This is a genomic window from Polaribacter sp. ALD11 (assembly GCF_002831685.1).
Lineage (GTDB): Bacteria > Bacteroidota > Bacteroidia > Flavobacteriales > Flavobacteriaceae > Polaribacter.
In genome coordinates this window covers 1,514,499-1,524,962 of record NZ_CP025119.1, presented here as the reverse complement: position 1 = coordinate 1,524,962, position 10,464 = coordinate 1,514,499, and the positions used below count along the sequence as shown (strand labels likewise).

Here is a 10,464-nt window from a genome sequence, read left to right as displayed (position 1 = left end):
ATGGGAATTGTATTAAAGCAGTCGTTAAAAAACACTTTTTTTATTTATTTAGGTTTTGCTTTTGGCGGAATAAACACCTTATTTTTATACACTCGTTTTTTACAGGATGAATATTATGGTTTGGTAACCTTCCTCTTATCAACCTCTAACTTACTAATGCCATTAATAGCATTAGGAATTCATCATACAATTGTAAAGTTTTTCTCTAGTTATTTTACAAAATTAGAAAAAGATCGTTTTCTTTCATCAGTGTTATTTTTACCATTGTTAATAGCGATTCCTATTGCTTATTTTGGAAACCTTTTCTATGAACAAATAGGAGATTACTTATCAGAAGAAAATCCTATTATTAAAAATTATACGTTTGTTATATACTTAATAGCTGTTGCTTGTGCTTATTTCGAGATTTTTTACTCTTGGGCAAAAGTGCATTTTCAAACTGTTTTTGGTAATGTTTTAAAAGAATTATGGAATAGAGTAGTAGTAATGATTTTACTATTCGCAGTTTATTTAGAGCTTATTACAAAGGTAGAATTTATCTATTACTTAACTGGTGCATACTTCTTAAGAATGTTTATAATGATGTTTTATGCACTTAAAATATACGTTCCTAAATTTACGTTTTCTAAACCCGAAAACTATAAAGAAGTTTTACGTTTTTCTGGCTATATTATTTTAGCAGGAAGTGCAGGCGCAATTATTTTAGATATCGATAAATTTATGATTCCTGGTAAAGAAACTCTAGCAACAGCAGCCTATTACTCGGTTGCCGTATTTATAGGTTCTTTTATTGAAGCACCAAGTAGGGCAATGCTAAATATTTTACAACCTTTAACCTCTAAAACCTTAAATGAAGAAAACCATAAAGAAGTAGCTTCTTTATATAAAAAGAGTTCTATAAATTTATTACTAATTAGTGGTCTTTTCTTTGTTTTGATAAATGCAAATGTTGGTCAGTTATTTAACATGTTGCCAAAACAATATGCTGGTGGTGCATTGGTTGTATTTATGATTTCATTATTAAAACTGTACAATGGCTTTATGGGGAATAATGGTGCGATTATAAACAACTCTAAATTCTATAAAATAACACTGCCTATAAGTCTTATTATGGCAATTTCTGTATACCTCTTAAATAAACTTTTTTATTATGAATTAGATATGGGAACAGATGGTTTGGCGTTAGCAACGCTTATTGTAATATTCTGTGCAAACACATTTAAATTATATTTTGTAAAAAGGAAGTTTTCTATTACCCCTTTTACTAATAAGTCATTTAAAATGATTGTTATTATTGCAATTTTATACCTAGCTTTTAATTTTTGGGACTTCCCAATTGACAATCTTTACCTCTGGAAATTTCCTATTCACCCTATTTTAAATATCGCTCTAAAAAGTATTTTAATAGTGGTTGCATATATCTTTTTAATATTTAAGTTGAATATTTCTGCAGAGTTAGACAACCTTCTTAAAAAGTATTACAAATAGCAGTCTATATAATCTGTTAGCATATGAAACAGTAATGCAAAACAAAGTATTCTTGTTTTTTTGAAAAATAAACCAATTACATAGATACCTATTGCTATATATGAATGTAGTGGATGAAAATTAATACTACATCTATTTTTCGCGAAAATTGGGTTTGCTAATAAATGATCTAGATCTACGAGCATCGAAAGTAGAAATAGTAGATATACAGTTTTCCATTTTTCTCTAAAAAAAAGAATTGAAATTAAAAAAGGAACAAAAAAATGTAGCCCGTAGTGAATAATAAATTTGAAGCTCATGTATACATAAAATAAAAAACAAAAGTAAACTATTTTATTGCTGTTAAAAAAGCTAAAGTAATAGTTAGTTTTACTTAATTAGAATAGATTTCTTTTCTTATTCTACTCAATTGTACTGGAGTTATGTTTAAGTAGGAAGCAATATGGTACTGAGGGATAAGATTTTCTATTTCTGGTATTTCTTTTTTCAACTTTAAATACCTTTCTGTAGCATTCAATACAGATAAATCATAAACTTTAGATTCAAACAATAAAACAATTTTAGTTAACATCGTATTATAAAACTTCGAAAAGCCATGATTGTTTTTAGCGATATCTTTAAATTTCTCAAAATTTATAACATAGATTTCACAATCTGTAAGACAATCATAATGTAACTTTGTACGGTTACCAGTTATTAAAGCACCTATATCTCCAGTGGTCTTCATTCTTGAAAAAAGATTTCTTATGTGTGTTTTTCCAGATTCATCTATATAATAAGATCTTACCATTCCAGACCTTATAATGTAGAAGTTAGTTGCTATTTCACCAACTTTACTTAGGAAATCATTTTTTTTGAAATTTTTTAAAGTTGCCAAAGAGATAAATTTATTCTCAGATTCTTCATCAATATCAATTTGAGTACTGATAAATTTTTTGAGAATGTCCATTTATTTTTAATTTTTAAGAATTGTAGATACTAAAGATAGCATAAAAAAAATAGACTTTTTTAAATTTTTTAGAAGAAAAAGAAAATCGCTGTTTATGGTTGCTAGAAGAATTGAAAAATATTTTATACTTTTTTAATTTTAAATAAAGTATTTTATTTATTCTTCTAAGAAACTAATTGCATTAGGGCCTTCCATAAAAAGAAGATCTAAAATGGATAAATTGGGGATGAAACCATGTTTGTCATCAAACATTTGAATGTATTTATCTACTAATTTTTTAGGTTGGCTTTTTACTTCTGCGAGGTGTCTAAAGTCGTTATTTTCTATTTCTGTAGAGTACGCAATTGTTTTATCGAAATGAGTGTTTATTTGTAAGGCTTCAGAAACAAATAAGAAAGTATCAATATTTACGTCTTGTAAATAACGATACTCTTTTTCGAAAATTGGGGCCATATCATCAACATAAAATTCAAAGAAAGGTGAATTTCTATAAGCTGTTTTTAAAGATTTAAAATGTTGGTCTTGCCAAGGTGTAGCATTTTCTACAAGTGTGTCTTTCGTTTTTTTTCTACCAGAAGAAATAGGATGTTTTACAGGAATATTTAATAACTGTTTTCCATTGGTATTAAAAATGTAACATCTATTTCTAAAGCTTTGTTTTTGAAAATTATCATCCATTTCAAAACTTAACTCTTCAGCATTTGTTATTTCTGAATATTGTGAAATAGGTGAGAAATAAGTAGGTATAAATAACGCCATTGTTATTTTTTAGTAGCCTTTTTCTTTCCCTTAAATACACTATAAGCTATATACATTGCTATTAAACCTAAAACAAAATATCTGTAAGAAACAGGTTTTCCACTTCCTCCAACGGTAGTAAAAATTCTGTCCCAACGAATCGATTTTAATTTTTCGCCAAAACTTGCCGCATTTGCATCCCAACTCCACCATACCATTACAGGTTTTCCTAAAACATGATCAAAAGGAGTGTACCCAAAGTAACGTGCATCTAAAGAATTGTGTCTATTATCTCCCATCATCCAATAATAATCTTGCTTAAAAGTATAAGACTCTACTTTTTCTCCGTTGATAAAAATAGCATCTCCTACAATTGCCAAATCATTGTTTTCATAATTTTTGATAATCTGTTCGTAGTAAGGTAATGACGTTGCATCTAACTTTACTGTTGCTCCAGCTTTAGGTATGTAAATAGGCCCAAAATTATCTTGACTCCATTGATTATTTTCTATATGTGGAAAAATAGCATTGTCTGCATTAAAATTTAATTTCTTAACAGAAACTGTTTGAGGCAGTTTTTTTAATTGAATAGCTTCGTCTTCCGTTAAATTAATATTAATTTTATTTGCAACAGACTCCATTTTTAAACGTCTAGCAAACTCAGGGTTTATACCTCCAGCAACTTCTGTATATAAAGAGTCTGAGCTAATTTTAGACAAGTTTCCGTTATGCTTTATAGCTTCCTGTACTTTAGAATTGTTCCAATATTCAGACAATATTCTGTAAACTCCTGTTCTTTCTTTTTTAATTAAAAATTTAGGATATGTATTGTTGTCTATTGCAGATTTTGCTTCATACGTATAATAAAACTGAATTTTAGCCCTATCTGGAAGCTCATTTTTCTTTCCATTAATGTATACATAACCATTCCTTAATTCTAAAGAATCTCCAGCAATACCAACGGCACGCTTAACGTAGTTTGTTTTTTTGTCTACGGGCTTGTAGGTGAATTTACCGGAAGTATCTCCCCACATTGTTGCTAGTGTATCTGCAGGCCAATTAAAACAAACAATATCATTATTTTTTATATTCTGTAAACCTGGTAACCTTGTGTAAGGTAATTGAGGCTTTTTTAAATAAGAAGGCGATTTTGTTAGTGGAATAGAATCATGCACCATTGGCAATGCAATTACTGTAGATGGAACTCTAGCACCATAATGAAACTTACTTACAAATAAATAATCTCCTACTAATAAAGATTTTTCTAAAGAAGATGTTGGTATTGTAAAAGGTTGCATAAAATACGTATGCACTAAAGTTGCAGCAATAATAGCAAAGGTTATAGAGCTTACCCATTCACCAAATTCAGAACGAGGTTTTAAACTTCTGTTTGTATTATATTTTACATCAGTTGCATAGTTAATATAGAAGATATACAAACCTAAAGTAACGATTACTAAAAGTGAATCTAATTTTTTATAAAAGCCAAAAGTTCTAATGGTTTCAATCCAAATTACAGGAAACATTAATAGATTTACAATCGGAATGAATAGTAAGATAATCCACCATTTTGGTCTATTAATTATTTGCATTAAAACAACGCCATTATAAATAGGAATTGCAGCTTCCCATGCTTTTCTACCAGCTTTTACATATAGTTTCCAAGTACCTAAAAAGTGAAGTATTTGAATTACAAGAAAAAAGATAAACCATTCAGTAAAATTCATAATTTTTATTTTGATGTCTGTTCGAGCGCAGTAGAGATCTTTATTTTGTAATTGAGACTAAAACCCTCTATTGCACTCGAGGAGATAAGTTATAACTTAGTTAGTAGTCTTTTTATTAAAATGTTACTGTTTTAACGGATGTTTAACACGTCTTTCATATTAAAAACTCCTGTTTTACCAAGAATCCATTCTGCAGCAACAACAGCACCTAAAGCAAACCCTTTTCTGCTGTGCGCTGTGTGTTTAATTTCTATAGAGTCAACTTCAGAATCATACCAAACCGTATGTGTACCTGGAACTTCAGGAATTCTTTTTGCAACAATAGCTATATTTTTTTCGGATGAATTTTCGCCTAACTCCCAGTTTTCTTTAGAAGAATTTTCTATAATTCCTTCAGCTAAAGTAATTGCTGTTCCGCTTGGCGCATCTAATTTTTTAGTATGATGAATTTCTTCCATAGAAATGTTATAATCTTCTAAAGTATTCATCATTTTAGCGAGTTGTTTGTTCAGTTCAAAAAAGATATTTACCCCTAAACTAAAGTTAGAAGCATAAATAAAAGCCCCTTTTTCTTTTTCACAAAGTTTTACTGCATCTTGGTATTTATCTAACCAACCAGTGGTTCCAGAAATTACAGGAACTTTATTTTTAATACAATTAGAAATATTATTAAAAGCAGAAGTTGGTACGCTAAAATCGATAGCAACATCAGCTAAATTAATGTCAATATTGGCATCAATATCTTTTTTTATAACGATTTCATGACCTCTAGAAATTGCAATTTTTTCAATTTCTTTTCCCATTCTACCATAACCTAACAATGCAATTTTCATTTTAAAATGTATATTTTAGTGTAAAACCAACTTTCGGAGCGTCAAAGAGTATCGGATCCTGAACAAATGTAGGACCAAAAGACAAATTATCATCTGTATTAAATTGTAATAAATGTGCGTTAACACTTGCTTCCACAATTTGTAAAACGTATAAAATTACACCCCACATTAAAGACAAATCTCTATTTTCTCTTAATTGTTCTTGTGCTCTTTCTAGGGTTTCTAATGAAACAGAAACAACACCTAAGTGGTCTGTAAACTCATCCTGAAACCCAGTTTTTCTTAGCTTATATGCTCTTCTATAACGCTTATAATCGCTGTTGTTTGTCAAATAAAAATAAGTTGGTGCAGCTAATGCTCCCCATACAATTGGTGCTTTCCAATATTTCTTATTGTAAATTTGCCCCATTCCAGGAAAAATAGCAGAGTAAAACGCAGCTTTAGAAGGTGCTAGAGGTTTGTAGACGCCTTCTTGCACAAATATTTTTTCTTTTGTTTTTACTTTTTTTACATTCGTAGAGTCTTTCTGACTAAAAATGCCAAGAGAGATAAATAAAATCGAAAACGTAAATATGATTCTTTTTAAAATCACTTATTTTAATAAGTTTTTAATACGGTTAAAATCTTCTTCCGAATCAAAAGGTATTGATATTTTTCCTTTTCCATTCGTACTTATAGAAACGTCTACTTTGTTACCAAAGTATGCACTTATATCTCTTAAGCTATTTTTAACAAAAGGTGGTATTGTTTTTTTCTTTGGTTTTGCAATTGCCCCTGTTTTTAAGCTTTTTACTAGATCTTCTGTTTGTCTAACAGAAAGTTTATCACGTAAAATTTTCTCATAAATAGCCAATTGGTCTTCTGTATTATCTACATTAATCATTGCGCGACCATGTCCCATAGAGATAAAACCGTCTCTCATTCCTGTTTGTAAAATAGGATCTAATTTTAACAAACGCAAATAGTTGGTTACTGTAGAACGTTTTTTTCCAACTCTTGTACTTAATTCTTCTTGTGTTAGCTGAATTTCATCAATTAAACGTTGGTAAGAAAGCGCCACTTCTATTGGGTCTAAATTTTTACGCTGAATGTTTTCTACCAAGGCCATTTCTAGCATTTCTTGGTCATTCGCTAATCTAATATATGCGGGTACTGTTTTATTTCCTATTAATTTTGAAGCTCTAAATCGACGTTCTCCAGAAACTAATTGAAATTTATTTCCTTCTAATTTACGAACTGTAATTGGTTGAATTACACCTAATTCTCTAATAGAGCTAGCCAATTCTCTTAATGCTTCTTCATCGAAGTAAGTTCTAGGTTGAAAAGGGTTTACATCAATTGAGTCTAATTCAAGTTCTATAATACTACCAACTAGTTTGTCTGCGTTTTTATCTGTTGCAGAGTTAATGTTTGGTGTATCTTGTAATAAAGCAGATAATCCCCTTCCTAAAGCTTGCTTTTTAGTTGCTTTTGCCATTTTTACGAATTCTTTTTTAATAATTCTTGGGCTAAATTTAAGTAATTTACAGCCCCTTTACTAGTTGCGTCATACGCAATAATACTTTCGCCATAACTTGGTGCTTCTCCTAAACGTGTGTTTCTTCTAATAATAGTATCAAAAACCATAGAAGAGAAATGTTTTCTAACTTCATCTACAACTTGGTTAGAAAGACGTAAACGAGAATCGAACATTGTTAATAAAAGCCCTTCAATATTTAATTCTGCATTATGAATATTTTGAATACTTTTAATAGTATTCAAAAGTTTTCCTAAACCTTCCAAAGCAAAATATTCACATTGAATAGGTATGATAACTGAATCTGCTGCAACTAAAGAATTTAAGGTGATTAAACCTAAAGAGGGTGCACAATCGATTAGAATATAATCATAATCGTCTTTAATATCTACCAATGCTTTTTTAAGCATGTATTCTCTATCCTGTTTATCTACCAGTTCTATCTCAATGGCTACTAAATCGATATGTGCCGGAATAATATCTACATTCGGAGAATCTGTTTTTATAACTGCTTCTTTTGCAGAAAGTGTATGTTCTAAAACATGATACGTTCCACCTTCAACCGTATCAACATCGATTCCTAAACCAGAAGACGCGTTTGCTTGTGGATCTGCATCTATTAACAATACCCTTTTTTCTAAAACACCTAAAGAAGCTGCTAAATTTATGCTTGTGGTTGTTTTACCAACTCCACCTTTTTGATTTGCTATTGCAATGATTTTGCCCATGAAAATAAGTCGATTTTTCTAAATGTAAAATTACATTTTTTTATGACTTTTAGAAGTGAAAGATGTTAACAAAAGGATAAAGTTTTAATAATTTGATTTACAGTACATTAAAAGAGATTGTTGTTTCTTTTTTCACAAAAGGAGCATAAAAAAACCGAAGAAAATCTTCGGTTTTAAATTTTTATTATTTTATTTTATTTTTGGAATATTCTTTAAAATTTCAATTAAAAATTTCCAGAATTTCTGTGTAGACACAATACCTGCTCGTTCATCAGGAGAATGCGCTCCTCTAATTGTTGGTCCAAAGGAAACCATGTCCATTTCTGGGTAATTTTGTCCTAAAATACCACATTCTAAACCTGCATGACAAGCAGCAACCTGTGCTTTTTCACCATGTAAGTTTTCATATAAGTTAGAAACTACATCTAAAATTTCTGAATTTACATTAGGTTGCCAACCAGGATATTCTCCAGATAACTCAACATCAAAACCAGACAATTCGAAAGCAGCTTTTAATGAATTTGCTAAATCTATTTTGTTAGTTTCAGAAGAAGAGCGTGTTAAGCATCCAATTTTAATTGCGCCATCTTTTACTATGATTCTGGCAATGTTATTAGAGGTTTCTACTAAGTCTTCAATATCCGGACTCATTCTATAAACACCATTTAATGCAGCGTAAACAGATTTTACAAGACCTTCTTGCACTCCTAATTCCATTACTTTTTCTGGAAGTGAAGTTTCTTTAATTTCAATAGTTAAATTATTTTCTATTGTAGCAAATTCTTCTTTAATAGTTTTAATAAGTAGGTTTGTTTCAAACAAAAAAGCTTCTTTAGAAACAGTATCTATAGAAACTAAAGCAAAACTTTCTCTTGGAATTGCGTTACGAAGACTACCACCGTTAATTTCAGAAATTCTTAAACCAAAATTTGTGAAACCATCAAATAACAAACGATTCATTATTTTATTGGCATTTCCTAGACCTTTAATAATGTCCATTCCAGAATGCCCACCATTTAAACCTTGTACAGAGATAGAATACCCAAGTGAGTTTTCTGAAACAGCTTCTTCTTTGTAGTTTCTTGTTGCAGTTACATCAACGCCACCAGCACAACCCATACCAATTTCGTCATCTTCTTCTGTGTCTAAATTAAGAAGAATATCACCTTTTAAAACGCCAGCTTCTAAACCCATTGCACCAGTCATACCTGTTTCTTCATCAATAGTAAACAGCGCTTCTAAGCTTGGGTGTTCAATTTCTGTAGAAGCTAAAATAGCCATAATTGCTGCCACTCCTAAGCCATTATCTGCACCTAAAGTAGTGCCATCTGCAGTTACCCAATCTCCATCAATCAACATTTTAATTCCTTCTGTATCAAAGTCAAAATCTGTCTCTGCATTTTTTTGATGAACCATGTCTAAATGACTCTGTAAAACCACTGTTTTTCTGTCTTCGAAACCTTTTGTAGCTTGTTTTTTTATGATAACATTGCCAACGCTGTCTACAAAAGTTTCTAAATTTAGGTTTTTACCAAAATTGACCATAAATTCAATAACGCGTTCTTCTTTTTTTGAAGGACGAGGAACTGCATTTAAATCTGCAAACATATTCCAAACTTCTTTCGGTGCTAAATTTCTTATTGCTGAACTCATTTTTATATCTTTTAATTTCACTTCAAAAATACAGCTTTCTATTTGTTTTGGAAAGATTATAGTATAGTTTTAAAAGTTTCGACTTCATTAAAAAAGAAGGTATTTATCTTTTTTAATGAAGTCGAGATATAAAATTTTAAAATTGAAGTTTAATTGATTTCAATAATACTTTCAGAAAGCTCTTTTCTAACTTTTATTAAAGCCTTCATATAATCGTCTTCTGCTCTAAAACCTACAGGCATAACTAAAACCGATTTTAAATTGTGCTTTTTTAAATCTAAAATTTCATCATATTTTTCTGGAATAAAACCTTCCATTGGGCACGCATCTATTTCTTGAGAAGCACAAACAGTCATTAGATTACCAAGTGCAATGTATGCTTGGTTTTTATTTGAAATAAATAATTCTTCTTGTGTCTTTTTTGCTATTTCTGCCGTTAAAAATTTTTTAAACGGATTGATGATTTCATCGGGTGTTTTTCTAACTTTTTGCACTAAATTAAAATAACTTGCTACTTCTTTAGTGGTATAATTATCTTGTATGCAGATAACCAATAGGTGAGAAGCTTGCAGAATTTGTGGCTGGTTCCAAGAAACCGAAACTAATTTTTCTTGAATTGCTTTGTTTTTAATAACTACTAATTTTAAAGGTTGTAAACCATAAGAAGTAGCCGTTAAATTAAAAGCTTCTTTTAAAACTTGAATTTGTGCTTCTGAAAGTTCTTTATTTGTGTCGAATTTTTTAACAGCATAGCGCCATTTTAAATTATCTATAATATTCATTTATGCTTTTTTAAAGTGCAAAAATAAGGCAATATTGTTGTTTTTTAATA

General features: G+C 30.0%; 11 protein-coding genes. 1 reads left to right on the top strand and 10 read right to left on the bottom strand.

The window, feature by feature from the left end; all coding sequences use genetic code 11:
• Positions 1–1,488 carry a lipopolysaccharide biosynthesis protein gene (locus CW731_RS06745; RefSeq protein WP_100945998.1) on the top strand — a complete coding sequence of 496 codons (1,488 nt, stop codon included), beginning with the start codon at positions 1–3 and terminating at the stop codon, positions 1,486–1,488.
• Here the strand turns inward: CW731_RS06745 and CW731_RS15795 are convergent.
• From CW731_RS15795 to CW731_RS06695, 10 genes are all read right to left on the bottom strand, one after another.
• Positions 1,479–1,787, bottom strand: coding sequence for a DUF6122 family protein (locus CW731_RS15795; RefSeq protein ID WP_100945997.1), 309 nt, complete (start codon positions 1,785–1,787; stop codon positions 1,479–1,481). The genes CW731_RS06745 and CW731_RS15795 overlap by 10 nt on opposite strands.
• A gap of 74 nt (positions 1,788–1,861) precedes the next feature.
• Positions 1,862–2,437 carry a Crp/Fnr family transcriptional regulator gene (locus tag CW731_RS06735; protein WP_100945996.1) on the bottom strand — a complete coding sequence of 192 codons (576 nt, stop codon included), beginning with the start codon at positions 2,435–2,437 and terminating at the stop codon, positions 1,862–1,864.
• Positions 2,438–2,593: 156 nt separating this feature from the next.
• Positions 2,594–3,196 (bottom strand): WbqC family protein, encoded by a 603-nt coding sequence (locus tag CW731_RS06730; RefSeq protein WP_100945995.1) that lies wholly within the window; start codon positions 3,194–3,196, stop codon positions 2,594–2,596.
• A 2-nt stretch (positions 3,197–3,198) separates the two neighbouring features.
• The gene (gene lepB / locus CW731_RS06725; protein WP_100945994.1) at positions 3,199–4,902 is read right to left on the bottom strand and encodes a signal peptidase I; all 1,704 of its coding nucleotides are present in this window, start codon (positions 4,900–4,902) and stop codon (positions 3,199–3,201) included.
• A 131-nt stretch (positions 4,903–5,033) separates the two neighbouring features.
• Positions 5,034–5,735 carry a 4-hydroxy-tetrahydrodipicolinate reductase gene (gene dapB, locus CW731_RS06720; protein ID WP_100945993.1) on the bottom strand — a complete coding sequence of 234 codons (702 nt, stop codon included), beginning with the start codon at positions 5,733–5,735 and terminating at the stop codon, positions 5,034–5,036.
• A gap of 1 nt (position 5,736) precedes the next feature.
• Entirely contained in the window at positions 5,737–6,327 is a 591-nt protein-coding gene (locus CW731_RS06715; protein WP_100945992.1) for a DUF5683 domain-containing protein, read from the bottom strand.
• The gene (locus CW731_RS06710) at positions 6,328–7,212 is read right to left on the bottom strand and encodes a ParB/RepB/Spo0J family partition protein (RefSeq protein ID WP_100945991.1); all 885 of its coding nucleotides are present in this window, start codon (positions 7,210–7,212) and stop codon (positions 6,328–6,330) included. It lies immediately after the preceding gene.
• 2 nt (positions 7,213–7,214) lie between these two features.
• Entirely contained in the window at positions 7,215–7,979 is a 765-nt protein-coding gene (locus tag CW731_RS06705) for a ParA family protein (protein ID WP_100945990.1), read from the bottom strand.
• Positions 7,980–8,168: 189 nt separating this feature from the next.
• Positions 8,169–9,632 (bottom strand): aminoacyl-histidine dipeptidase, encoded by a 1,464-nt coding sequence (locus tag CW731_RS06700; RefSeq protein WP_100945989.1) that lies wholly within the window; start codon positions 9,630–9,632, stop codon positions 8,169–8,171.
• A 149-nt stretch (positions 9,633–9,781) separates the two neighbouring features.
• Positions 9,782–10,414: an NAD(P)H-dependent oxidoreductase gene (locus CW731_RS06695; RefSeq protein ID WP_100945988.1), complete on the bottom strand. Its 633-nt coding sequence runs from the start codon at positions 10,412–10,414 to the stop codon at positions 9,782–9,784.
• Positions 10,415–10,464 lie beyond the last annotated feature (50 nt).